Here is a 23,950-nt window from a genome sequence, read left to right as displayed (position 1 = left end):
TTATTTTGAATTGTAGCATTTAATGCCAATTTATGACTGTTTAGAGCAAGGGTCAGTATTAATTAGCTTAAATTTCAGGTCCTGGATACTTTGTATCGCAAATCCTTAATTTTGTACGTTATCTTCATGAGCAATTTATTATGAGAAAAATATACTGGTTCCTTTTTGCCCTAATTCTATTATCAAAAGATTCACACGCTCAAATTTTCGAACCTAAACAGATTCCTTTTGAATCATTGGATGGCAGAGCCTTAGACTTTGCTCTTGTGGGAGGAATGGATAATGTACAAGTTAATGAATTTGATCTGGACATGGATGGGGTAAAGGATCTTATTCTGTTTGATCGTGCAGGAGATATTCTATTGCCTTTCAGATTTGAGCAGCAATCTGGAAGCTATCAGTACAGTCCGAAATTCAAACGAATGTTTCCAAAAATGAAAGATTGGCTAATTACCAGGGATTACAATCAGGATGGAACGATGGATCTTTTTGGGAGTTGTTTTAATACAGAAGGAATACCGGGCATAGAAGTTTACAAAGCAATTAAGGATCAGGGACAGTATCGCTTTGATAAATTTGACATGAAGAAACAATTTAAAGCGCTTTATTTTCCAATTGGAAACAGCAATGTTCAAATACCGGTAGATTATTCAGATTTACCTGCTTTGGATGATGTCGATGGAGACGGGGATCTGGATATTGTGTTGTTTGAACCTGGTAACAATAGGGTTACCTGGTTTCAAAATGTAGTAAAGGAACGAGGATTTTCAGCTGACACCCTTGCCTATGTTTATTCAGAGAATTGTTATGGTCGCTTCGTTGAAAGTGGATTTACATCCGAAATCAAACTGAGCGGTTCAAGGGATACGTGCGCAAGTTTATTTGGGCCGGTCATTACGTCTCGTCATGCAGGATCTACCATTTTGAGTCTTGATTTAAATGGAGATGCACTGCGGGATGTTTTAATTGGAGATCTTACCAATACCGGAGTGATTGCGTTGTATAATGGAGGAAATAAAAATCAAGCCTGGATGACACAACAAGTAACGCACTGGCCTTCTAAACAAGATTCGGTGAATATAGCGATCTTTTTAGGTGCATTTGATGTGGATTTAAACCATGATGGATTAAGGGATGTCCTCATCGCTCCAAACCAACGGGGCATTTCAGACAATGTAAATAATTTGTGGTATTATAAAAACACCGGCACTAGCAGTCAACCCAATTTTCAATTGCAGACCAAAGATTTATTTGGTGAACAAATGGTAGATGTTGGTTCCGGATCTGATCCTTGTTTTGTTGATTATAATCAGGATGGTTTGATGGATCTGGTAATTGGTTCGGAAGGGATATTTGTCCGTGGAACGAATCTACGAGATGCACGTTTGTTTTTATTTGAAAACATTGGAAGTCAAATCAATCCAAAATTTAAACTTGTCGATTCGAATTATTTAGAATTCAATCAATTTTCGTTAAATGAGGATGCCCATCATAGTTTTACTCCTTCCTTCGGAGATTTGGATGGTGACGGGGATTTGGATTTATTGGTTGGTGAAAATCAAGGTCAGTTTTTTTATTGTGAAAATACCGCGGGACCTAAAACTAAATTTAAGTTTAAAAAACCGGTTTACCCTTACAAAGACTTAAGTGTCAAAAGCAATAGTTCACCTTTTTTAGTTGATCTGAATCGGGATGGCTTGGTTGATATAGTAAGTGGTACCAAAGTAAATACCAACAATGCGAATAACCAAGCATGTGGAAGTTTCTACTATTTTCAAAACCAGGGAGTGACTAATTCACCGGTTTTTGATCCGGATTATTATAAGGCACCCAACACAAATTGTCTTGGAAAAATTATTGTGAATTCAATTTCTTCCAAATCCTATACCTGTCCTGAAATTATTGACTTCAATGGAAGCTATCGTTTATTCAGTGGGAATATTTATGGTGAATTAAAAATGATTGGAAGTATTGATGGCAACCTGGATGGGAGCTTTAGTATGTTAAATCCACACTATGGTCAACTGCAGGAAGGAGAGCGATTGACCGTAAGTTTGGCTGATATTGACAATGATGGGATCCTGGATATCGCCACTGGAAATTCACGCGGAGGCATTGCTATTTATGGGAGCAATTTAAAGACCGATGGAACGGTTTCAACCCATGTTCTATCAAAGGATGAAATCATAATAAGCCCCAATCCATCTCATGGCTTATTTGAATTGGCTAGCACAGACAGGATTCAAGGAAGTATGGAACTTGTAAACATGGAGGGCAGGCAAGTATTTTATGAATTATTAAATTTCGATCGAAAAATTCGATTTAATTTTGAAGATATTGAAAATGGTATTTATTTAGTCAAACTTATAAATGGTAACAAATTAACTTGTTACAAGTGGATTAAAATTTAAATTATGAATCTGAAAATTTCTCTTGTACTTTCCTGTTTCTGCGGCCTAATGCATGCTCAGAGTTTGTTAAAAATCACGGCTGATTCAAGCAATCCAATTCAATTTTTAGAAATTACAAGCAGCAGTTCATTTGGTAGCTTAGGATCCGTACCAGCGTCTAAAATATACGCAGTTAATGTGCTGAATACCCAGAAAAATTTAACGGAGGCCCTGATCCTAAATTTTCAAAATGCGGGAGATCTTAAATCAGGACATCTCATTGGACAGAAATCAGGAAGCATTCAGATAAAGAAAATTGTTGCAACAGGTGCGGATGAAGTTTTTTTTATTGGAACATACCTGGTCCAAGGAAGTGGAAACTACCTGATTATGGGTTTGTTCAATTTTAAAATCAACGCATTAAAGTATGTAAAAATAATTTCTGACTTAATTGAACCAAACCGAACATTAAATCCAGTAGATGTAATTAATATCAGAGGGATATACTATTTGTTGCTCGAAACTGAAATAAATTATCTTGGAACACAAAACAATAAAATCGTTTTATTGGCTTTTGATGGTTCACAAATTCTTTGGTCTAAAATATACAACAGCCTTGCTCCAATACATGCAGAAGCTCCAGCTTCCCTGGCATTGGGACCCAACGACGATTTGTTGATATCAGGAACCATCAGGCCTGTAGGTGATAATTTTTTTCGAATGATGTTGGCAGAAGTTTCTACAGAAGGAGAGCCGGTGGCATTAAAAATGGTAGAACTCTTTAGTGCGGATGGGCTATACAACCATCGCTTTGGATTTACTTCTATTGAACCCAAAGGAGCCAATATATTTATGTTTTCACAGTCTGTTGTTGGGCGCTCTGAACCAGGAACCTTGTTGATTAGTTGGTTTGATGCAACCTTGACACTTAGAACCTGGAGAAATTATACTGCTCCAATTCGTGCTGAAGCAATTAATACCGATGGCTTTTATTTTTATGTTGGTGGTCAGGCGCCGGTTGAAAATGGTTACCAGGGTTATTCATTAATGAAAATCAATTCGAGTAATGCGATCATCGAGAAATATAAATATTTTAAAGAAAGTTTGCAGAACTCGAGCATTGCTACCTCGTCTTCAATTAATTACGATCGCGGAGATGACAAAACCTGGACTTTGATTAAACCGAATGGCAGCTTGGAAAATTATTTGGTATTATTAGAAAATAGTGGCTTGATGGATCACGACTGCAGTGAAGACTTGAGTTATACGGTTGCGAAAGATCCCATGAAGATTACGGATGTCGTATTTAATTCAAAAGCATTGGACTTGCAGTTGGCAGATTTGGATTGCAGCTTAAACGATATTGAATTATTTCAAATAGATAAATGCCGGGTGACCAGCGTTTCCAATCAATCAAAAGATCAAGCCATCATTTATCCTAATCCTGCGAATGGAAAAATTAATTTAACTACAAAGGAGGATATGGAGTTGATCCAACTACTGGATCTTAATGGAAAGATTTTATCAGAATTTAAAGCATCTAAAGCACATGAATCTTTGACAATGCAACTTGAATCAGGTATTTATTATGTAAAAATTGTACTTGCGAGCAAGAAAACTTTTGTCAATAAATTAGTGATTGTAAATTAATTAAATAATTTACTTCCAATTCGAACCATGGTGGATCCTTCCTCCAGCGCAATCGTGTAGTCCGAAGACATACCCATGGAGAGTTCTTTGAATGCAGTAAATTCAGGATGCAATTTCTTGATTGATTCAAAATGAAGTTTGAGTTTTCGGAATTCACTTTGAATTTGATGGGTATCTTCAGTAAAGCTTGCCATTCCCATCAAACCTGAAATTTGTACACCAGATAAATTTATCCATGGGTCATCGTTTAAAGAGTCAAGAAGCTTTGTATATTCAAATCCTTGTTTTTCGGATTCAGTTCCAATTTTAATTTCAAGTAAAATGGGAATCACCCGGTTGTATTGGATAGCGGCTTTGTGAATCGTTTCTGCCAATTCAAAAGAATCAACGGAATGAATCATACAAATCCATTCTGCAATTTTTCTGACTTTATTCTTCTGCAAACTTCCAATTAAGTGCCATTCAATATCTGATGGCAATTGGTTTTTGCGTTCCAGTAACATTTGCACTCTGTTTTCTGCAAAAATTCTTTGACCGGCTTCATACAAACTAAGAATTGCCTCGGTGCTCTGATTTTTACTTACGGCAATTAATTGGGCATGGTATGGCTTCAGCGTTTCTAAAATCTGCTTATAGTTGTTTAGGTTCATGGTGAATTGAAAATTAAGAAATCAAATCCATTGAATATTCAATTGTTGAATCCAATGGATTCATCGCATTTATCAGCTTGAATTTTTTAAATAAAGACAGATGTTTCAACTGGATGGCTTCTTCATGAATTTTCCAGTCGGCTATTAACGAAGCACGCATAGTGCCTTTAAGTAAAGGATCTATTGGAGTTAGCCATCGGTAGCCATCGTAGAATGCCAAATTACTTAAGCTTGAATCTGTCAGATATTCATTTTTAACTATAAGGAGCTGGTGGTCTGATGGAATGGTTCTAAGATATTGATCAAAACACATTCTGTCTATGTATTTGAAGTTATAACTAAGCTGATTGTCATGAATCAGGTGGAATTTCTTATAAGTTTTTGGATTATAGGCCAGACAAAAAAACTGATGTGACGTTTCATTGTAGCTGAATTTGCATTTCACTAATGGAAATCGTGCCTGAACATTTTTAGAAATCAGGTATTCCAGGTGTGGTGAATCAATTTTTGGGTAAAATTGTTTAAATGTATGATCAATTCGCAATTGATGATAATACAGATTTTGAGGGACCCCATCCCTGATGGAAATGCTTTCAAAAAATCGGAACATAGACTTTGTGAATTAATTCTTGGTATTCTTGAAAAGCATCAGAATGAAAAGTGATGCCACCCCCGCTTTTAAATTCAAGTCCATCCTTGGTTTTTTCAATATATCGGATCATCACCGCGCTTTGCAAACTGGTGCCATCGTAAACGCCAAACACTCCGGTATAAAATCCGCGATTGTAATTTTCTGTTTTAGAAATTAGTTCCAGCGTTTTCTCTTTGGGAGCACCACAAATGGATCCTGCCGGACAAATTTTATCAAATAAGAATCCTGGATGATCTAAATAATAATTTTGTAAGGTTCCGCTGATTTCTGAACTCATTTGCCATAATTCGTCATTGTGTGTTTTTACCTTCAACAGAAATTTATAACGTTTGATGGCAACCTGGTCAGAAACCATGCTCAGATCATTCCGCAATAAATCAACAATGGTATTGTGTTCTGCCGTTTCTTTGAGGTCATTCAATAAATGAAAACCTTCCGGATCGTCCGCAACCCTTTTGGTTCCTTTCATTGGAAAGGTATTTATTTGGCTGCCATTGATAGTTACAAAAGATTCGGGGGAGAATACAACAAAAGTATCTTTAATATAAAGTTTGTAAGGCGCATTTGTAAATCGGAAAATGTCATTCAAACTCAGATTGGTCTCCAATTTAGTAGCTTGAGTTAAATTGCACAAATAACTATCACCGTTTTGAATGGCCTGATAAACCATATCAAATTTGGTTTTGTAGGAATCAAAGGATACAGGAACCGGTTTAAACCTAAAGGGACGATTTAATTGTTCAACAGGTTTTTGATTGCAAATTGAATATTTAATCAATTCATCATTGAGTTCATCCAGAGGTTCACAAATACCACAGGTTTTCAAATAGTCAATCACAAACAGAAAAGGTCTTTCATCCTGTTTAAATGAATTCATACGCTCAATAACTGAAGAATGCGCTCTAAATGGCTTTTGCAATCGAATCTTTGTCTATTTTCGTCCGAAAGTTATTAGCTTTTATTGTGTATTCAAATAAAGAGATCTTACTTCTTGATAACAGGGATTCATTTACCTACAATTTAGTTCATTTATTGAAGAGCTTAGATGCTGTACCAAGGATCCTGGATTCCTTGAAATATCTTGATAATGAAGTAGTTAAGTTTGAGAAAATTCTGTTTTCACCAGGACCGGGCATACCAGATCATTTTCCTGCAATGAAATCTATTTTGTCAAATTATCAAAGCAAGCAAAGTATTTTGGGAATTTGTCTTGGTCATCAAGCCATTGCAGAATTTTATGGAGCAAAATTATTTAAACAAGATGTGGTGCAACACGGTCAGGTAAAACAAGTCATTAACAAGGCAACGCATTTAAATTCAATTATAAGCACCATGCCTGCAGTATTTGATGTAGGATTGTACCATTCCTGGGCAATTGATGAAAAAAGCCTGCCGGATTCATTGCATGTTACTTGCGTATCAGAAGATCAAATCATTATGGGGATAAAACACAAAACATTCAATATTGAAGGAATTCAATTTCATCCGGAATCATTTTTAACAAAACTTGGCAGAGAGCTGCTGGAAAATTGGTTGGCAACATGAAGATTTCGTTCCTGGTATTTTGTTTGTTTGCTTTTTTGAATAGTTCATTTTCCCAATTGAAAGGAACGATTTCGGATCCTGAGGGCAATCCATTAGCATTTGCTTCAATCTATATTAAATACACCACCAAAGGAAGTATCAGCAACAAAGACGGATCCTATACCCTGGAATTACCTGTTGGCAGGAATAAAGTTGTGTTTCATTATTTAGGATATCAAATAGAAGAGCGGGACATAGATTATCAATCTGGTCCCATGCTCTTAAATATTATATTAAAACCTTCAACCTATAATTTAAATGAAATTGTTATTTCTTCGGATCAGGAAGACCCGGCCTATGCAATCATTCGAAAAGCAATAGCAAAGCGAAATTTATATTATTCCGGAAAATCGGATTTTCAATGCAATGCATATACAAAAGGGTCAATTAAAATTCTGGATATACCAAAAAAAATATTGGGCAAAGAAATTGGGAATTTGGATGGCAATCTGGATTCAAATAGAAAAGGGATTATTTATTTGTCTGAAACCGTTTCTAAACTTAATTTTAAAAAACCGGATCATTTTTATGAAGAAATGATATCTTCCAGAATCTCGGGAAGGGATAATGGATTTTCATTTAATCGAGCTTCTTCCGCCTTGTTTAATTTATATGAAAACACCAATGAATTTGGAAGAGCCATTGTTTCACCGATTGCAGATTATGCATTAGATTACTATAAATACAATTTACTAAGTACGGATACACTTCAGACCGATCAGCTAATCTTGCATAGGATTCGGATCATTCCCAAAAACAACAGCCTTCCTGCCTGGTCCGGAGTGATTACGATACAAGAAAATTCATGGAATTTGTATGAATTAAATCTTCATATTTCAGGCAAACAGGTGCAACAGGAATTGTTTGATAGCATTTACCTCAGCCAGGTATTTATTCCAGTATCAGGATCCGATCGTTTTGAATTGCAATCGCAGGTTTTTGGATTTAAAGCGGCATTGTTTGTTATAAAATTAGAAGGCAAATTTGCTGTAGTGTTTTCAGATTATGATTTTGAAAAAGTTGCTGAGCCACAAGATAAAAGGGTGCTGTTGCGAATTCAGGATGGAGCCAATGCAAAGGAAGTGGTTTATTGGGATTCAATCCGACCGGTTCCATTAACAACGGAAGAAATCACCGACTATCGATCCAAAGATAGTTTGAAAACAATCCGGGACTCTAAGGTCTATAAAGATTCAGTAGACCAACAGCGGAATGAATTTAAAACCATCCATTTTCTAACCGGCTATACGTTTCACAACACCTATAAGAAGCGTTCTTATTCCATTGCCTCTCCTTTGGAAATTATCCATTTTAATCCAGTGCAGGGTTGGAGTTTAGGGACCATACTTCGGTTTAATCAACAACAGCATGTAAAAAATGAATACAACGAATACCGCATCGAATCTAAACTAGACTACGGTTTTGCAGAAAAAGTTTTCAGGCCAAGTTTTAGTTATACACAACGATTTAATGAATTTAGAAAAGCGGAGTTATCGGTAAAGACTGGTATCGAACTGGAAGCCTATGATCATAACCCCGGATCCCTCATCGTTCAGGAAATTGCAAATTTGTGGCTTAAAAAAAACTACAACAAATTTTATGAGAATCGAATGATCGGGTTGAATTATAAACAATATATAGCCTATGATTTTTTATATTTTGGTGAGTGGAATTACAATGCCAGATATAATTTGACAAATCATTCAAATTACAGCATAGCAAAGAAAGATCGATACTATTCTTTGAATAGCAGCAGCGATGATTTCAAGGATAGTTTGAAGATCAATCATAAAGAATACATCAGTTTTACCAATCGGATTCGGTGGCGTCGCGGAACTAAAGTTTGGTTGGCGCCCAATGCAACGGATTATCTTGAGAGTGAATGGCCGGTCGTGAGGTTGCGACATACCTGGGGTGTTTATCCAAATTCCAGAGAACAGTTTCATGTAGTTGGCACCAGTATTTATAATGACCAGTCCTTGCAGAATTGGGGTCAACTCAGCTATTTAGTGAAGGCAACTAAAATTTTCCATAAGAACCCATTGGATCCATCTGAATGGATTTTTCAAAAAGGGAATCCTTATATTTTTTACAACAAACCAAATGACCCGGATGTGTTTTTAAGTTTAAATCCTTATGCGCACAGTACGGATAATCATGCATTGTCCTGGTTTCTTGAATGGGATTTGCAAGGAAAATTATTAGACCGGATTCCTTTAATTAATAAATTGGGTTTAAAAGAATTGATACGTTGTTCATCCGTTATCAATGACAGAAATAAACCGTATACTGAATATTCAATTGGATTTGGAAATATAGGGTACAAAGTATTTAGAGTCTTTCGTCTGGATTGGGTTCATGCATTTGAAGGTTCGGACTATCAAAAGTCGAGCATTCGACTGGCCTTATTAAGTAATATAGGCGGAGGAAAATAAAGTATTCACAATTTTATTGCAATAGGTAAAACAAGATTCGATGATTTAGAAATGAATCTAATGGATTACCTCCCTAATATGTCTGCTAATTTGATAAGATCTTCATCCGGATATTTTTGATGTTGAACGGCTTGATCAAAATCAGTATAAACTATTTTATCATTGACGATGCCAGCCATGCAATTGTGTTTTCCTTTTAATAAAGCCTCAACGGCAGCATGTCCCAGGCGGCTGGAAAGTATTCGATCCGCAACACTGGGAGATCCACCTCGTTGAATGTGTCCGATGATAGCCATTTTAATTTCATATTCCTTAACGCGTTCTTTTAACAGTTCGGCGATCATCGGGGTGGGTCCAATTTTATTTCCTTCTGCAACAATGACTAAGCTGAATAATTTTTTTCGTTTAAGAGTTTTCTTAATCTCGGCAACCAATTGATCAATGTTTTCATCATGTTCTGGGATTAATAAGGCACTGGCTCCGGAAGCGATTGCAGTATAGAGTGCGATGTAACCGGAATGCCTTCCCATCACTTCAATCAAAAACAAACGATCATGAGAATCAGCTGTGTCACGTATTTTGTCGACTGCTTCGATTGCAGTATTGACAGCTGTATCAAAACCAATCGTAAAATCGGTTCCATATAAATCATTGTCGATGGTGCCTGGCAATCCGATCATGGGAAATCCGGTTTCTTTAAAAAAAACAGAAGCCCCTGTAAACGTACCATTGCCACCAATTGCCACAACTGCATCCAGATCATTGGCTTGCAAATTTTCAAAAGCTTTTTGGCGATTGGATGCTTCTAAAAAACGACTGCTTCGGGCAGTTTTCAATATGGTACCTCCCTGGTGAATGATATTGCTGACATCGGTAGTTTCCAAACGGATAATTTCTCCATCGATCATTCCTTCAAATCCTCTATAGATTCCATAGACGTGCAGATCATAATAATTTGCAGTACGGGTTATCGCCCGAATTGCAGCATTCATTCCAGGAGCATCTCCTCCGGAGGTAAAAATTCCAATGCGTTTAATGGGTTTCATATTTTAAATGGTAAGCCAATAAATGTTGAATTAATTTCTGACTGCAATTTCCAAAATTTAAACCATAATTATTCAAACTGCTTCTAAATTCATCGCGCAGGTAATATCCGATCGAGCCACATAAATGCACCGGTAACTGGAGTGGTTTGTAAATTAAAATTCTGTTTTCAATAAATTCTTCAATGCCTAATTTAATGATCGGTTTTAAGGATTCTGCATTTTTATGTTGAATTGCAAATCGGGCAAATTCTGCCAATTTGAATGCTGGTTTTTGAGAATGATATAATTGAAAAATAAAATCATGATTTAATGCCGGGTACTGATTTTCAAAATGCTGTCTTAATTGGGTATCCATTTTGTTTAAAAAATAAAGCTGGAGCAGTTTTTTTCCAAAATAGTTTCCGGAGGCTTCGTCTCCAAGTAAATAACCAAGGGAGGGAAGTTGGTGAACAATCGCATGGCCATCACAATGTGCAGCATGACTGCCGGTTCCTAAAATTGCAACGATGCCTTCTGCACCTTCGCATAAGCCCCGACCACTTGCTAAAATGTCTGAATGAATCGTTAGATGAACATTCGGAAAGTGCTTTTCAAACAAAATGCCAAGGATGTCTTTAGCCGATTGTGAATTGCATCCTGCACCATAAAAAATTATGTCTGCAGGCAGATCCGGACAATTGAATTTGGTTTTTTCTAAAATGGTATCCAAATAACTTGGAGCTTGCGTAGTTGGATTGATCCCATCGGTTTCAAAATGGGTACTCTGATTTGCACCAAAAAATACCCAATCCGTCTTACTGGAACCAGCATCCGCGACTAATTTATATCCCATAGAATTGCAAGATAGGATTTATATTTTTACTCTACAATTTGTTAAATACTGCTCAAAGCTTAGCTTTGCGCGCAATATTCAAAAAAAATCATGAAAAATATTACAGTTATCGGAGCGGGAACCATGGGAAGTGGCATCGCTCATGTATTTGCACAATATGGTTATCAGGTTGTCTTAAATGATATTTCTGCACCGGCATTGGAAAGAGCTTTGGCTTCGATTACTAAAAATCTGGATCGGATGGTAGAAAAAGCAAAATTAACCGGCGAGGATAAAATCAATACTTTAAATCGCCTTACCCTAAATTCTGATCTGGAATCTGCCGTTGAAAATGCTGAATTGGTAATTGAAGCAGCCACTGAAAATGAGTCACTTAAGTTAAAAATATTTACTGATCTCGAACGGATGTGTTCGCCAAATACAATATTAGCCAGTAACACATCAGCCATTTCATTGACAAAAATTGCTTCCATTACCAAAAGACCAGATAAAGTCATTGGAATGCACTTTATGAATCCGGCTCCCATCATGAAATTGGTTGAAATCATTCGTGGGTATAATACATCCGATGAGGTTTGTGAAATCATTATGAATCTTACCAGAGCACTTGATAAAGTTCCTGTTGAAGTCAATGATTATCCTGGTTTTGTTTCCAATCGCATTTTAATTCCTATGATCAATGAAGCTGTGCATTGTTTGTATGAAGGAGTTGCAGGAGTTGAAGAGATCGATACCGTAATGAAATTGGGAATGGCGCATCCAATGGGTCCCCTGCAATTAGCAGATTTTATTGGACTGGATGTATGTCTTGCTATATTAAGGGTATTGGAAGATGGATTTGGAAATCCTAAATATGCTCCTTGTCCTTTATTGGTTAAAATGGTTACCGCAAACAAATTGGGCGTTAAATCCGGAGAAGGGTTTTATGCATACACTCCGGGATCTAAAGAATTGGTCGTTGCTCCTAAGTTCAGTCGGTTTCCGGCTACGCTGAGCAATCTAAGTTAGACACCACTAATCCTTTCCTTCCACATGAATTATGTGAAAGAAGCGGTGAATGATTGGGGCAAAAACAATCGTTACACTTGAAAGAAAAATGATGCCACTGTACATGGCATAAAATGAGGCAAATAATTTAAGTTCATCACATGGTTTTTCTACGTCCGGACCCATGCCGGTTAAAATCATGCTGGCATTGTATAAGCCATCGATCCAATTTAAATTTCCAAAATACATATAGCCAAGGGTACCTAATAAAAGTGAAATGGAAATCATCAGTGTTCCAAGTATCCAGAATTTCAACAGCCTTTTGTAAAAGATACGGGAATGAACAACCGCTTTGGATTTATTTTCAAACATATTTCTTAGATAACAATATTAATCATGCGATTAGGAACAATAATAATTTTTTTTATTTCTTGGCCCTCCAACCATTTTTTAATTTCATCCAATTCTACAACTTGTTTCAGTAACTCATCCTGGCTCATTGTTTTAGCAACGATCCATTCAAACCGTTTTTTACCATTGATACTCACAGGATAATTGACTTCGTTCTTAATTAAATGCGTTTCATCAGCCTGTGGATAGTTGCAGTGATGGATACTTCCGGAATAACCTGCTGTATGCCAGATTTCTTCTGTGATGAAAGGGGCAAACGGAGCCAGTAATTGTGCCAATGATAAGAGTACGTCTCTTTTAGTACATCCAAGTCTTTTTAATTCATTGACGCAAATCATAAATGCACTGACCGAAGTATTGAATGATAATTGTTCGATATCCTGATTGACTTTTTTAATACAAGTGTGTAAGATTTTAAGTTCGTCTGGAGTCGCAGGTTCATCCGTTAGAACAAACTGATCGTTTGCATCATAAAACAAATTATAAAACTTCCTCAAAAACTTACTTACACCATCAATGCCTTTGGTATCCCAGGGTTTTGCCTGGTCTATAGGTCCTAAAAACATTTCATACATCCTGAAACAGTCTGCGCCATAGGTAGCAATTACATCATCCGGGTTTACCACATTGTGGTATCGCTTTGACATTTTGCCGGTTTCAGAAAGCGTATGAATTTTGAAGTCATCTGTAAGTTCATTTAACAAACAGGTAGATTCTGTATTTTTAAACATGCTGCCTGCAAATTCGGGCCTCCATTTTACAAATTGCAGAATACCTTCTTTAGAAAGATGTGAATGGTCCGTGTTGTAATCACTTACATAATCAATGTGCACAGGAATGCGTGCTAATTGATCATCTGGATAGTCTGTTTTTAAATTTAAATCTATAAATACTGGTGGATGACTGTCTTTAACCAGAAGCAATGATTCAATGATCCCTTGAATCATCCCTTGATTTACTAATTTTTTAAAGGGTTCATTTGTATTTACAAAGCCGTAATCAAATAAAAATTTATGCCAGAACCGGGAATACATTAAATGACCTACAGCGTGTTCAGTCCCTCCGATGTATAAGTCAACGTCTTTCCAGTAATTCAATTTATCCTTTGATGCAAATGCTTCTATGTTAACAGGATCCATGTAACGAAGGAAATACCAAGACGAACCGGCATATCCGGGCATGGTATCGGTTTCGCGGATAAAACCATTCCAGTTCACCCAATCAGTTGCGGAAGCCAGAGGTGATTTGGCTGATTTTCCTGGTTCTATTTGTTCGAGATGGGGCAATTCCAAAGGCAATTCTGATTCGCTTAATTGGTACGTCTGACCTGTTTCATCGTAATAGATTGGAAACGGTTCTCCCCAGTACCGTTGTCTGCTAAAATTAGCATCACGCAGTTTATATTGAATTCGTGTTTTACCAATTCCTTTGGATTCCAATGATTCTAAAATTTCAGTGATTGCCTGATCAACTTGTTTGCCATTTAAAAAATCGGAATTGATCATCGTACCTACTTTATCTTCCAGATCGGCTGTTGGAAAATTTGATTGATCAACCACCTGAACAATGGGTAAGTCAAAATGCTTTGCAAAGAGTTGATCTCTTTTATCATTGCTAGGCACAGCCATGATGGCTCCGGTACCGTATTCAATCAAGACATAATCTGCAATCCAAATTGGGATCTTGGTTTGATTAAATGGATGAATGGCATACGCACCGGTGAATACACCGGAGACTGATTTATTATCCGTTTGACGTTCGCGTTCGGTTTTCCGATTGCTGTGATTTATATATTGTTCAACCGCTGGTTTTTGAGATGGAGTCGTTATACTCAAAACCAGTGGATGTTCAGGAGCAAGTACCATAAAACTCGCACCGAAAATAGTATCTGGTCTTGTTGTAAAAATTTCAATGGATTCCGGATGATCATCAACAGCAAAAAAGATTTGCGCACCGATTGATTTACCGATCCAATTGCTTTGCATAATTTTTAATGAATCAGACCATTCCAGGGTTTCCATGTCTTTCAACAAACGTTCGGCATAAGCTGTAATTCGCAAGGCCCATTGCATCATAGGTTTTTTCTCAACCGGATGACCGCCACGTTCAGATACACCGTCTTTGATTTCATCATTTGCCAATACAGTGCCTAATGCTTCACACCAATTGACATAAGCAGTTTTGCGAAAAGCCAAGCGATAATTCATTAAGATTCCTTCTTGTTCGATGCGACTTTTTGTGTTCCATGCTGTTGCATCAAAAATGGTTTCTTCAGAATGATGCGCTGGAATGGACTGGTTGCCAAATCGTTCGAATTGCTGTACCAACTCTTCTATCGGTTTTGCTTTCTGCTCGGCAGTATTGTAATAGGAGTTGTAAAGTTTTAAAAAGATCCATTGAGTCCATTTATAATAGTTCGGATCACAGGTAATCACCTCACGGGACCAATCGTAATTAAATCCAATATTATCGAGTTGTTCACGATAACGTTGAATGTTTTGCGCAGTTGAGACGGAAGGATGGATGCCTGTTTGGATAGCATATTGTTCTGCAGGTAAGCCAAAGGCATCAAAGCCCATTGGGTGCAAAACATTAAATCCGGACATTCGTTTGTGCCGCGCTACGATATCTGAAGCAATGTAGCCCAAAGGATGTCCAACATGTAAGCCGGCACCGGACGGGTAGGGAAACATATCCAAAACATAAAATTTGGGTTTACTGAAATCATCGGCTACTTTATAAACCTGATTTTCATTCCAATACTTTTTCCACTTATCTTCAATTCCCTGATGTAAAAACTCCATGCCTTTATTTTATGCAAAGTTAAGGGAATGTTTTACAGAAGCAATGCTTCCGGACAGCGATGCCAAAACGATTTGTTAATAACACAGGCATGCTAGCCCTTTTTATTGCTGATTTCATCTGGAAGTATTAAGGAATGACTAAAATGTGCGTAAGTGTGACTGTCCATTTATGAAATATCCGTTTTTATTTGAAATTTCAATTGTGCTGATTGAATTCAAAAACCGGATGCCAAATGTATTCAGATTTCAAAATATACTTATTTTTACTGTGCATTTTTGAAAACACCTAAAAATAGTTAATATGGAAATCCAGGTAAGCTTTGATGAAATTAAGCAATTGTTAAAGGAATTAGCAATCAGCCAACAAGAAACCGATCGGAAATTTAAGGAAACCGATCTCCAATTTAAAGAGACTGAACTTCAATTAAAAGAGACGGATCGGAAGCTGAATAAAATGATCCATCAATTTGAAAGTCAGTGGGGAAAGTTTGTCGAGAGTCTTGTAAGTGGAAATTTGATTAGTCTACTTCGCAGCAAAGGAATTGATGTTCACGATACTTCGCAACGTCGGACAGGTATACACAACGGACAACAATTTGAATTTGATATTATTGCCAAGAATGGTAATGAAATTGTTATCGTTGAAGTCAAATCAAATTTAAATATTAAAGCAATTAAAGAATTCATAGATGAATTACGCCATGCTAAAGAATGGTTGGATGAATATGCTGCTTATAATATTTATGGCGCTGTTGCCTATTTACATGCCAGCGAAGAAAGTCCAAAGTTTGCCGAACGAAATGGTTTATTTGTAATTCGCGCTACTGGAAAAGGCGCCGTGATAACAAATGCTGAAAATTTTGTTCCAGCTTTGTGGTAATTTCAAATGCTTGTAACTTAGCGGCAAGCATTGGGACCATCGCTGGTAGTGAACTTTAAGAATATGAATAATCTTGCCTTACATTATGCACGATACATTAATAACATACATCAATAGCAAACTCACAACAAAGCTGTCTGAGGAAGATAGCAATTTGCTTGCAAGCGTTTTTAAACCGAAAAAATTCCGGAAACACCAGTATCTGCTACAGGAAGGGGAGGTATGCAAATTTGCGGGGTTTATTGTAAAAGGGGCATTTAAGCAATATACGGTTGACAAAACCGGGAAGGAAAATATTCTCGGGTTGTATATTGAAAACTTCTGGGTTGGCGACCGTGAAAGTTTTATGGTAGGCACACCATCGCCTTACTTTATTGATGCCTTCGAAGATGTGGAAATGCTGATGGTGAACAGAGAAGATTTTATTAACAAATTAAGCCGACAACCTTTCATCAACGAAATGATAAAAGTGGTTACCGAAAAGCAATCCTTTAATCTGCTGAAAAGAGTTCAGGCAGCGCAAACGCTTACGGCAGAAGAGCGTTATGAAGATTTTGAAAAGAGATTTCCCGAATTTATGCAGCGGTTTCCTCAACACATAATCGCCTCTTATCTTGGCATGACCAAGGAAACACTAAGCCGCATAAGAGCCGGTTCAATAAAAAAATAGCTACCATTTTATTTGAAAAACGTTGACCTACATCAACGTTTTTTTTTGTCTTGCCTCATCGTTTCAGGCGTTGAGGTCGCTGCATTTTTGCATCATTAATTCAAACAAATTATTAAACAATTAAAAACTAAAAAAAATGAAAATTCAAAAATTGGCAATCGCAGCCATTGTATGCGCAACTGTATTTTTTACATCATGTGAAAAATCTGACACCAATCCCACTAAAGTTAACTTTTCCAATGCCCCGGCTGCTTCTCTTGCACCAAGTGCTAGCGTGGAGGTTGTGACTGAAGACAAAGTTCGATATCATGTTTTGAATTTTGGAACAAGATGGACTTCAACAATTGTGGAATCAGAAAAGGAGATTACTCTGGTAGATGTGGGTATCAATAACTCTGGCGGGGCTGTTATTCCAGTTGACTTAAGTAATTCAGGAGCGGAACTCCGTGCCTATGCAAATGCAATTAAAAAACCCATGAACATCATTATTACACATCCTCACATTGACCACTATATTAACTTAGACAAATTCAAGGATGTAACAGTTTATGCGCAAACAAAAGATGCCGCTGTCTTGAATACCGATGCAACCTTTAATCAAGTGTACGGTGATACGGCCATAGGAGTGTCTGGCTCAAAAGAAATTGGCGGTTTTGAATACTACTTTGACAATGTTTCAGGTACTGAAGCGGTCGAAAATGGATATGTATATATTCCAACTGAAAGGGCGGTATTCACTGGTGATTTAACCGCAATTAAGAGACATTCCTATATTCGTGATTATACACCACTTGACAGTGTGGACGAATTGAGTATTTGGATAAACGCCCTAACTGATATGAAATCAAAATTCAGTAACTACAAGTATATTTTTGTTGGACACCTAGGTTACCAAACAAATGTAACAGGCAATTTTGACGCAACCATTGCTTATATAGGTAATGCACAAGGTTTGATTAAAGGAACAAAAAATTTAACTGCTGGTGGAACCGCTACTAGTGTACAACAAGTAGTAGATGAGCTAAAAATTTTATATCCAACCTATGGAGATGGAGCACTTTATTTCTCACTGCCAAATGCTTTTTATCCAGGAGACCCTGGTGCTCATTGGTTTTAATTCAGCATTAAGTTTATAATAGTATGTTGCTAGAATACTGCGAGGTGATAGAATAAAATAGCGCACTATTTACAATTAAATTAGGATTAGTTTTTTAAGATTGATTAACTCAGTAAAGGCGTTCCGTGTGTTAGACGGAACGCCTTTTTTCGTTGTATAAGTTATACATGACCACGTAAAAGCTCGATATCAACTTCGTAAAAGAATTCGGACCAACCAGTGAACCGTTTTCAGAATTAATATCCATATGAGATGGGAACAATCTTTGCAGACGGTGATTTTGTTAAGATCCATGGAGGATATTCCAGCTTCTTTCCTAAGCCGATTGTAGGTGTAGATATCTTTAGGGTGAAGACAGCAAGCCCGCTGAACACCATGGTATGCCACAGGAGGAAGTTCCTACAGACAGCACTGCAAGCAAGATATCATTTTTGCACTGAATATGCAGATTGACGAGATAGGGAAAAGCAGATCCATTTTTTTGAAAAACGTTGACATACATCAATGTTTTTTTTTGCCCTACCTCATCGTTTCAGGCGTTGAGGTCGCTGCATCTTTGTATCATTAATTCAAACAAATTATTAAACAATTAAAAACTTAAAAAAATGGAAAAGAAAAATTCTTCAAAAACAATGCACATCTCTTTATGGGTGGCACAAATTCTTTTAGCAGCGATGTTCCTCATGTCAGGTTTCATGAAAGCATCTATGCCCATCGAAAAACTTTCAGCTATGATGCCCTGGACAGGCAGCGTTCCTTCCGCACTTGTCAGGTTCATAGCTGTTGCCGAACTTCTTGGAGGCATAGGTTTGTTACTGCCTTCATTACTTCGCATCAAACCCCAACTCACCGTATTGGCAGCAGTTGGACTTGCAACAATCCTTTTGTTATCCATTCCCTTTCACATTTCAAGGGGTGAAACACCAATGATTGGAATGAATGGCTTGTTCATGCTCATAGCTTTATTTATTGCATGGGGCAGAAGTAAAAAAGCTCCTATTTTACCAAAAGCTTAATTAAAATGGAAAGAAAAGACTTTATTAAAACTATTCTCGGCACTTCAACATTACTATTAACAATGGATGGAATATCAACATTAGCTAATGCAATGTCGTTGCAAAAGGCTAACGAATTAAAACATGTAAATTCAGATGAAATAGCCTCTTTTGAGGCTGTTCATCTGAATAATACTTCAATTGAAAAAGCCATTTCATTTTGGACAAAAGTAATCGGTATGAAGTTGAGAAGCCAATCTGACTCAGTAGCTGAATTTGGCACAGAAAACAAGACATTGGTAGTGGTTCATCAAACAGCTAAATCTGTATTCAAGGAAGGTTACAGTGGTTTATATCATTTCGCTATTCACTTAGCCACCAAAGAAGACCTGGCCAAGGCAATTTATCGCTTACAACAAAACAAATATTTCTTTTCTCCCATAGACCACACAATGACTCAATCATTGTATCTGACAGATTACGATAACGTGATGGTTGAATTAGCATTTGAAACACCTGAACGTTTCAAAAGAGTAATTACAGAAGGTGGTCTTTTTATGGAAGACACGGATGGCACTATCAGAGGTGCGTCTGCACCATTAGATACAGAAGAAATTCTAAAAAGCCTTGTAGATAAAGATTTGAGTAAAATTATTAATGATGACGCTAAGATTGGGCATATACATTTTTATGCTCAAGATGTCACACTTAATAATGAGTTCTACAAAAAAATGGGGTTCACTCAATTCAACTTTTTTCCACAATACAAATACGCTGATTTAGGAGCAGGAGGAGTTTATCAGCATCGTGTGGCGATGAATTCGTGGCATGGCATTAATAAACCATTGGCTCCACCCACAAATGCCGGGTTAAAACACTATCACATCGTTTTCAAATCCAAAGAACAACTTTTAAAGGCAGTTAAGGCAATTGATAATGCACAGGAAAAAGAAGGCAATTATTGGGCGACCGATCCTACAGGAATTAAAATATTACTTACGCATAAAGTGTAGATAAATGAGTAACACCAGGGTTCAAAAATTTATTAACTTATGTATTGTACAATTAGCATTGATAAGTAGCTGCACGGCACAAAACAATCAAAATATTATGGTATCACATACATCATTACATTATATCATTAGAGAGAGTAACAATAGCGTTGCAAAATCGCCACTTTTGATTTTGTTGCATGGACATGGCAGTAATGAGAATGACTTGTTTTCATTTAGTTCACAAATTCCGGAAAACTGGATAGTAGTCTCTGTCCGTGCTCCCTATAAGTTAAGCGAAAACAGTTACCGTTGGTATGATGTGAAAATGGTAAATGAAAAAATAGTCATTAATATTGATGAAGAAGAAAAAAGCAGAAACAAACTAATGCAGTTAATTTCTGAAATAACCCAAAAGTATAATGCAGATAGCAAAAAAATTATTGTTGCAGGGTTTAGTCAGGGAGCGAATATGGCCTCAGCTATTAGCTTAACAATGCCTGAAAAAATAGCCGGCTTCGGTGTTTTAAGTGGTCGTTTTGTTTATGAATTAAAACCTTACATAAGCTCTTCTGTTTCCTTAAAATCATTAAAGTGTTTTCTTGCTCATGGGAGTAAAGATAGTATGTTGCCGATAACGTATGCCAGGGAAAATCAGCAAATGCTCCAAAGCCTTGGCATATCGGTAGCTTTTTCAGAAGATGCAGTTGCTCATTCTATCTCGCCTAAACAGTTTGGTGAATTTCTTCAATGGTTAAATCAGTTTTAAACAACACATCAAATGAGTGAATTAGATTTTGAAAAGCTATTAGCTAGAAATAACGAACATTTATCAAAACTTAATGATATTGTTCAGCAAACATTAAAAGAGGAAGAGTCTTTAGTTGATAAGTTATTACACCCCGAAAAAGAGAAACTATCCTTTGCTGAAAATCTCTCTGATAAAATTGCAAGGTTCGGTGGCAGTTGGCATTTCATCATATTTTTTGGTATTATACTTTTTTGCTGGGTTCTGTTCAATATTTTTTCCCCTTACAAATTTGATGCTTATCCATTTATTTTGCTGAATCTTTTGCTTGGTGGCGTTGCTGCTTTACAGGCACCCTTCATTATGATGAGCCAAAACAGACAGGTCGAAAAAGACAGGCTGAAAACCGATAATGATTACATGATTAACCTTAAAGCTGAATTGGAAATTCGTTCGCTGCACCAAAAAATTAATATTATGATGCAAGACCAATCCAAAACAATGCTTGAATCCCAGGCATTGCAAGTAAGACATATGAATGAAATTTCTGAAAAATCCTTCCGTATAAATGAGCAACACACTAAAGTAATTGAGGAGTTGATAATAAAAGTGAATGCACTTCTTAGTACTTCTACTTTAAAATGAACAGAGATATTTTATGCTTGAAAATGTGTAAGCGAATATTTAGCATCAGGACTTGCAGGCAGTTAAAGAGTATGCTAGCCGCTAACAAGGGCTTAGCGATAGCATGCGGACAGCGGTTAATTGTATTGTTGTGATTCCATTTTACATTTGTGCTTACCCACAGTTTAGTGCTTCGTGATGCCCGCCATCGCCAAGCCCTCAATCGAAATGCTACAATCCCAAAAAAATGCTACAATACTAAAATGCTGCAATTCTAAAATGTTGAAATGCTAAAATCTTTAAATGCACTACCAGATAAATATAAACAGAGCAGATTTATTTTAATTTTAATATTACAGCATTAAAGCATTAAAGCATTAAAGCATTGCAACATTGTAACATTGCAAAATTGCAGCATTGTCGAATTGCAGCATTGCAAAATTGTAACATTGCAGCATTTTCCACCCGGCTTCCTATTTAAACACCTCTAAACTATTCCACCCGGAATTTGTTTGCCTTATTTAAGCAAAGCTCATGACAAAAATTCCACAATCCAGACATCGCATTCGATTTAAAGATTGCGATCCACTGGGGCATTTATACAATACGCGATTTATTGAGTATATGTTGGAAGCGCGCGAAGATCAAATTCTTGAGCATTACCAATTAAACTTAATGGATTATGCTGAGCAAAATAAAAAATCCTGGGTATTGGTTAAGCATGAAATAGCTTATTTGCAGGAAGCAAAACGAAATGAATGGGTGTGGATTCGTTCCTTGATCATTCGATGTTCAGAAAAAGATATTTTGGTGGAATATCAAATGTGGAATGATGAACAAACAAAACTGAAAGCTTTATTGTGGTCCAGATTTTTACACATTGATTTGCTATTAAAGAAGACAACTGTCCATCCACCAGAAATTCAAGCCCTTTTAGAAGGCAATCTGGTGCAAATAGAAAAAACAGGTTTTGATGATCGGGTTAACTATTTAAATCAAAAGGATCAATAGGATTCATTTTTAACTGGAGTCTATAAAAGTCTTTGAATAGTCCCCATCTGTATTCCAGAATCATTTTGAAATTGGAACTTTCTGTTGTTTTTCGTGTTTTATTTCTCGTAATTAACGCACTTAAACTATGGGCTTTTTAATCCCAATCTTATTAATATTGGCTATCGACTTCTATGCCTTCCAGGGTTTAAAGACCCTGTTATCGAGTAGCCTGCAACATGCAAATTATATTTACCTGAGTTATTGGCTGGTTTCGATCGTGCTTCCGGCTTTGTTTGTATTTGGAATGATTGAAATGCGTCGTAACCATCAAATGCCGGTCATTTGGGTGACTCTGGGTAATATTTGGTTTATACTTCTAATGACCAAGCTGGTCTTTATTTTAGTCTTGTTTGGAGAAGACATCTACCGGTTTTTTGAAGCGATTTATTTTAAGCTGAGCAGCTATTTTAGCAACGAACTAACAGAACAAAGTCCAACCATGGCCTCCCGGCGTAAATTTGTAAGCCAGGGTGCCTTGTTTTTAGCTTCCATCCCGTTTATGTCGCTTACCTATGGCTTATTGCGGGGGCGATATCAATACAAAATTCATAAGCAAACAGTTTATTATAAGGATTTGCCCGAGGCATTTGATGGATTCCGAATCTGCCAGATTTCGGACATTCACAGCGGTAGTTTTGAGGATCGGGAAGGGGTAATCAAAGGACTTGATTTGATTAAATCTTTGAACAGTGACCTGATTGTTTTTACCGGAGACCTGGTAAACACTTTTGCAACTGAATTCGATCCCTGGGTAAATGACTTTAAAAGCCTAAAAGCTCCACATGGTCAATTTTCTATCCTGGGAAATCACGATTACGGTGAATACACGCAATGGGAAACGCAAGAAGCTAAACAGCAAAATTTTGAGGCCATCAAAGCACACCATGCTGAAATGGATTTTAAGTTACTTTTGGATGAATCTGTTAAAATTGAAAAAAATGGACAGTCAATTCATCTGCTTGGAGTTGAAAACTGGGGAGTTGGATTTGGAAAACGAGGCAATCTGGAAAAAGCATTGAATCAAGTACCTGAATCAGAATTTAAAGTCTTGCTTTCTCACGATCCAACCCATTGGGAAAATGAAGTCAAGATGCACCCGCAACACATTCATTTAACACTCAGCGGACATACACACGGAATGCAGATGGGAATTGAAATACCGGGATTTAAATGGAGTCCTATCCAATACCGTTATCCTAAATGGGCCGGACTATACCAGGAAGCAGGACGCAACTTATACATCAACAGGGGCTTTGGGGTATTGGGATTCAGAGGTCGTGTGGGGATTTGGCCGGAGATTACAGAAATCACCTTGAAGAGAGGAGAGGAGTCTGTTTAGAAAATGCTGCAATTCTAAAATTCTAAAATGCTGCAAACCAATTGATTTAATTGGTATAATCTGGAAATTAAGAATATGTCTATAAAGTCTA

At 36.9% G+C, this 23,950-nt stretch carries 21 protein-coding genes; 14 read left to right on the top strand and 7 right to left on the bottom strand.

Translation table 11 applies throughout. The features are described 5' to 3' along the window. Positions 1–140 precede the first annotated feature (140 nt). Positions 141–2,411 (top strand): T9SS type A sorting domain-containing protein, encoded by a 2,271-nt coding sequence (locus tag IPJ80_00360; protein ID MBK7911933.1) that lies wholly within the window; start codon positions 141–143, stop codon positions 2,409–2,411. 3 nt (positions 2,412–2,414) lie between these two features. Next, positions 2,415–4,040 carry a T9SS type A sorting domain-containing protein gene (locus tag IPJ80_00355; GenBank protein MBK7911932.1) on the top strand — a complete coding sequence of 542 codons (1,626 nt, stop codon included), beginning with the start codon at positions 2,415–2,417 and terminating at the stop codon, positions 4,038–4,040. Here the strand turns inward: IPJ80_00355 and IPJ80_00350 are convergent. From IPJ80_00350 to IPJ80_00340, 3 genes are read right to left on the bottom strand one after another with little or no spacing between them, the layout of a single operon-like run. Next, positions 4,037–4,690, bottom strand: a complete 654-nt coding sequence (locus tag IPJ80_00350) for a YggS family pyridoxal phosphate-dependent enzyme (protein ID MBK7911931.1) — start codon at positions 4,688–4,690, stop codon at positions 4,037–4,039. The genes IPJ80_00355 and IPJ80_00350 overlap by 4 nt on opposite strands. Before the next feature lie 13 nt (positions 4,691–4,703). After that, positions 4,704–5,300, bottom strand: a complete 597-nt coding sequence (locus tag IPJ80_00345) for an aminotransferase class IV (GenBank protein MBK7911930.1) — start codon at positions 5,298–5,300, stop codon at positions 4,704–4,706. Then, on the bottom strand, positions 5,284–6,219 hold the full coding sequence (locus IPJ80_00340; protein ID MBK7911929.1) for an aminodeoxychorismate synthase component I: 936 nt from the start codon (positions 6,217–6,219) through the stop codon (positions 5,284–5,286). Before IPJ80_00340 ends, IPJ80_00345 begins: the two co-directional genes overlap by 17 nt. 29 nt (positions 6,220–6,248) lie before the next feature. Here IPJ80_00340 and IPJ80_00335 point away from each other — a divergent pair, with 29 nt between their 5' ends. Further along, complete coding sequence (locus IPJ80_00335) at positions 6,249–6,887, top strand: aminodeoxychorismate/anthranilate synthase component II (GenBank protein ID MBK7911928.1); 639 nt, start codon at positions 6,249–6,251, stop codon at positions 6,885–6,887. Beyond that, positions 6,884–9,361: a carboxypeptidase-like regulatory domain-containing protein gene (locus IPJ80_00330; GenBank protein MBK7911927.1), complete on the top strand. Its 2,478-nt coding sequence runs from the start codon at positions 6,884–6,886 to the stop codon at positions 9,359–9,361. Before IPJ80_00335 ends, IPJ80_00330 begins: the two co-directional genes overlap by 4 nt. 65 nt (positions 9,362–9,426) lie before the next feature. Here the strand turns inward: IPJ80_00330 and pfkA are convergent, their stop codons facing one another. Both pfkA and IPJ80_00320 read right to left on the bottom strand, forming a co-directional pair. Continuing rightward, positions 9,427–10,407 (bottom strand): 6-phosphofructokinase, encoded by a 981-nt coding sequence (pfkA, locus tag IPJ80_00325; protein MBK7911926.1) that lies wholly within the window; start codon positions 10,405–10,407, stop codon positions 9,427–9,429. Continuing rightward, the gene (locus IPJ80_00320; GenBank protein ID MBK7911925.1) at positions 10,394–11,239 is read right to left on the bottom strand and encodes a hypothetical protein; all 846 of its coding nucleotides are present in this window, start codon (positions 11,237–11,239) and stop codon (positions 10,394–10,396) included. The genes pfkA and IPJ80_00320 overlap by 14 nt, the downstream gene beginning before the upstream one ends. A 90-nt stretch (positions 11,240–11,329) precedes the next feature. Between IPJ80_00320 and IPJ80_00315 the strand changes: the two genes are divergently transcribed. Next, positions 11,330–12,247 carry a 3-hydroxybutyryl-CoA dehydrogenase gene (locus IPJ80_00315; protein ID MBK7911924.1) on the top strand — a complete coding sequence of 306 codons (918 nt, stop codon included), beginning with the start codon at positions 11,330–11,332 and terminating at the stop codon, positions 12,245–12,247. A gap of 6 nt (positions 12,248–12,253) precedes the next feature. Here the strand turns inward: IPJ80_00315 and IPJ80_00310 are convergent, their stop codons facing one another. Then, complete coding sequence (locus tag IPJ80_00310) at positions 12,254–12,598, bottom strand: hypothetical protein (protein ID MBK7911923.1); 345 nt, start codon at positions 12,596–12,598, stop codon at positions 12,254–12,256. 5 nt (positions 12,599–12,603) lie between these two features. Next, positions 12,604–15,441: a leucine--tRNA ligase gene (locus tag IPJ80_00305; protein MBK7911922.1), complete on the bottom strand. Its 2,838-nt coding sequence runs from the start codon at positions 15,439–15,441 to the stop codon at positions 12,604–12,606. 337 nt (positions 15,442–15,778) lie between these two features. Between IPJ80_00305 and IPJ80_00300 the strand changes: the two genes are divergently transcribed. From IPJ80_00300 to IPJ80_00260, 9 genes are all read left to right on the top strand, one after another. Continuing rightward, positions 15,779–16,321 (top strand): hypothetical protein, encoded by a 543-nt coding sequence (locus IPJ80_00300; protein MBK7911921.1) that lies wholly within the window; start codon positions 15,779–15,781, stop codon positions 16,319–16,321. Positions 16,322–16,406: 85 nt separating this feature from the next. Continuing rightward, positions 16,407–16,991 carry a Crp/Fnr family transcriptional regulator gene (locus tag IPJ80_00295; GenBank protein MBK7911920.1) on the top strand — a complete coding sequence of 195 codons (585 nt, stop codon included), beginning with the start codon at positions 16,407–16,409 and terminating at the stop codon, positions 16,989–16,991. 136 nt (positions 16,992–17,127) lie between these two features. After that, entirely contained in the window at positions 17,128–18,108 is a 981-nt protein-coding gene (locus tag IPJ80_00290) for an MBL fold metallo-hydrolase (GenBank protein ID MBK7911919.1), read from the top strand. A gap of 605 nt (positions 18,109–18,713) precedes the next feature. Continuing rightward, positions 18,714–19,124 (top strand): DoxX family protein, encoded by a 411-nt coding sequence (locus IPJ80_00285; GenBank protein MBK7911918.1) that lies wholly within the window; start codon positions 18,714–18,716, stop codon positions 19,122–19,124. Between the two features lie 5 nt (positions 19,125–19,129). Beyond that, the gene (locus tag IPJ80_00280; protein MBK7911917.1) at positions 19,130–20,116 is read left to right on the top strand and encodes a VOC family protein; all 987 of its coding nucleotides are present in this window, start codon (positions 19,130–19,132) and stop codon (positions 20,114–20,116) included. Between the two features lie 4 nt (positions 20,117–20,120). Then, on the top strand, positions 20,121–20,864 hold the full coding sequence (locus IPJ80_00275; GenBank protein MBK7911916.1) for a hypothetical protein: 744 nt from the start codon (positions 20,121–20,123) through the stop codon (positions 20,862–20,864). Between the two features lie 12 nt (positions 20,865–20,876). Then, the gene (locus tag IPJ80_00270) at positions 20,877–21,488 is read left to right on the top strand and encodes a DUF1003 domain-containing protein (protein ID MBK7911915.1); all 612 of its coding nucleotides are present in this window, start codon (positions 20,877–20,879) and stop codon (positions 21,486–21,488) included. A 513-nt stretch (positions 21,489–22,001) separates the two neighbouring features. Next, the gene (locus IPJ80_00265; GenBank protein ID MBK7911914.1) at positions 22,002–22,478 is read left to right on the top strand and encodes an acyl-CoA thioesterase; all 477 of its coding nucleotides are present in this window, start codon (positions 22,002–22,004) and stop codon (positions 22,476–22,478) included. A gap of 127 nt (positions 22,479–22,605) precedes the next feature. Further along, a complete protein-coding gene (locus IPJ80_00260; GenBank protein MBK7911913.1) occupies positions 22,606–23,859 on the top strand; it encodes a metallophosphoesterase in 1,254 nt (417 codons plus the stop codon). Positions 23,860–23,950 lie beyond the last annotated feature (91 nt).

The organism is Saprospiraceae bacterium, from assembly GCA_016714025.1.
GTDB lineage: Bacteria > Bacteroidota > Bacteroidia > Chitinophagales > Saprospiraceae > Vicinibacter.
This window is presented reverse-complemented; position numbering and strand designations above follow the sequence as displayed.

Coding starts and splice junctions, on each gene's coding strand:
- IPJ80_00360 (MBK7911933.1), top strand. CDS start 141: ATGAGAAAAATATACTGGTTCCTTTTTGCCCTAATTCTATTATCAAAA.
- IPJ80_00355 (MBK7911932.1), top strand. CDS start 2,415: ATGAATCTGAAAATTTCTCTTGTACTTTCCTGTTTCTGCGGCCTAATG.
- IPJ80_00350 (MBK7911931.1), bottom strand. CDS start 4,690: ATGAACCTAAACAACTATAAGCAGATTTTAGAAACGCTGAAGCCATAC.
- IPJ80_00345 (MBK7911930.1), bottom strand. CDS start 5,300: ATGTTCCGATTTTTTGAAAGCATTTCCATCAGGGATGGGGTCCCTCAA.
- IPJ80_00340 (MBK7911929.1), bottom strand. CDS start 6,219: ATGAATTCATTTAAACAGGATGAAAGACCTTTTCTGTTTGTGATTGAC.
- IPJ80_00335 (MBK7911928.1), top strand. CDS start 6,249: ATGGCTTTTGCAATCGAATCTTTGTCTATTTTCGTCCGAAAGTTATTA.
- IPJ80_00330 (MBK7911927.1), top strand. CDS start 6,884: ATGAAGATTTCGTTCCTGGTATTTTGTTTGTTTGCTTTTTTGAATAGT.
- pfkA (MBK7911926.1), bottom strand. CDS start 10,407: ATGAAACCCATTAAACGCATTGGAATTTTTACCTCCGGAGGAGATGCT.
- IPJ80_00320 (MBK7911925.1), bottom strand. CDS start 11,239: ATGGGATATAAATTAGTCGCGGATGCTGGTTCCAGTAAGACGGATTGG.
- IPJ80_00315 (MBK7911924.1), top strand. CDS start 11,330: ATGAAAAATATTACAGTTATCGGAGCGGGAACCATGGGAAGTGGCATC.
- IPJ80_00310 (MBK7911923.1), bottom strand. CDS start 12,598: ATGTTTGAAAATAAATCCAAAGCGGTTGTTCATTCCCGTATCTTTTAC.
- IPJ80_00305 (MBK7911922.1), bottom strand. CDS start 15,441: ATGGAGTTTTTACATCAGGGAATTGAAGATAAGTGGAAAAAGTATTGG.
- IPJ80_00295 (MBK7911920.1), top strand. CDS start 16,407: ATGCACGATACATTAATAACATACATCAATAGCAAACTCACAACAAAG.
- IPJ80_00290 (MBK7911919.1), top strand. CDS start 17,128: ATGAAAATTCAAAAATTGGCAATCGCAGCCATTGTATGCGCAACTGTA.
- IPJ80_00285 (MBK7911918.1), top strand. CDS start 18,714: ATGGAAAAGAAAAATTCTTCAAAAACAATGCACATCTCTTTATGGGTG.
- IPJ80_00280 (MBK7911917.1), top strand. CDS start 19,130: ATGGAAAGAAAAGACTTTATTAAAACTATTCTCGGCACTTCAACATTA.
- IPJ80_00275 (MBK7911916.1), top strand. CDS start 20,121: ATGAGTAACACCAGGGTTCAAAAATTTATTAACTTATGTATTGTACAA.
- IPJ80_00270 (MBK7911915.1), top strand. CDS start 20,877: ATGAGTGAATTAGATTTTGAAAAGCTATTAGCTAGAAATAACGAACAT.
- IPJ80_00265 (MBK7911914.1), top strand. CDS start 22,002: ATGACAAAAATTCCACAATCCAGACATCGCATTCGATTTAAAGATTGC.
- IPJ80_00260 (MBK7911913.1), top strand. CDS start 22,606: ATGGGCTTTTTAATCCCAATCTTATTAATATTGGCTATCGACTTCTAT.